This window comes from Bradyrhizobium sp. CCBAU 11357 (assembly GCF_028128865.1).
Taxonomy (GTDB): Bacteria; Pseudomonadota; Alphaproteobacteria; order Rhizobiales; family Xanthobacteraceae; genus Bradyrhizobium.
The window spans coordinates 1-990 of the sequence record NZ_LBJW01000039.1; the positions used below are offsets into that span (position 1 = coordinate 1).

The 990-nt window shown below is 60.3% G+C and carries 2 pseudogenes; both read left to right on the plus strand.

Annotated features, from left to right (window positions below):
* Nucleotides 1–360, plus strand: a pseudogene (locus XI05_RS08975) (IS256 family transposase); the annotation flags it as partial.
* Between the two features lie 59 nt (nucleotides 361–419).
* Nucleotides 420–990: pseudogene (locus tag XI05_RS08980) on the plus strand (IS110 family transposase); the annotation flags it as partial.

The window sequence follows — 990 nt, forward strand, 5'->3', positions numbered from 1 at the left end:
GGCGACGATCTCGTGCTGGTCGCCGCGATCGGGGTTGACGGCGAAGGCAACAAGCATCCGCTGGCGCTGGTGGAAGGGGCGACCGAGAATGCCGCAACGGTTCAGGCCCTGCGATCGCTCGCCTGTACCAACATCGCCGAGAACATGATGGGCACCATTCGCCGCGTCACGCGCAACGTCAAAGGCTGGCGGGATGCCGGTATGGCCTTGCGATGGGTCGCGGCCGGCATGATCGAAGCCAACAAGGGCTTCCGACGATTGAAGGCGCATAAGCAATTGTCGGTTCTGCGTGCGGCTCTTCAAGCTCGCCACAATCGCATGACGATCAACCCCGTTGCCCACGTCACGAGGGCCGCGTAACATTCATTCCGGCGACGTCGGCCCGACCTAGTTCAACAACGATCGGGACATCCCCGGGAAAGCTGCTGGATTTCTTTGCGGCCCAGCCAATTTGCACCGTAGCCTTAGAGGCATGTGGAGGAGCTCATCACTGGGCCCGGCAGCTCGCGCAGCTTGGCCATAATGTTCGGTTGATCCCGCCAGCTTATGTAAAGCCCTTTGTAAAGCGGCAAAAGACGACGCGATTGATGCCGAGGCGATCTGCGAGGCTGCGCAGCGACCGAGCATGCGGTTCGTTGCCGTTAAGAGTGAAGAGCAACAGGCTGCGGGTCTAGTGTTTCGAACCCGTGAGCTGTTAGTGCGGCAACGAACCCAGTCATCAACGCGATCCGAGGACACTCACGGAGTATGGCTGGATCGCGCCCAAGGGGCCATCGCACGTGGCGAAACTTAGCGATCTCATTGAAGAGGACGCTATGGCCAGCTCACTTCCTGAAGCGGCGCGCCCCATGTTACGAGTGATGCTAGACCTGCTCGCTGGCTGAATGGCAAGATCGCAGATCTCGACCAGGAAATCGCGCGACGCGCTCGCGAAGACGAGGTATCGCGCAGGCTGATGACCATTCCTGGCATTGGCCCAATCTCCGCCAC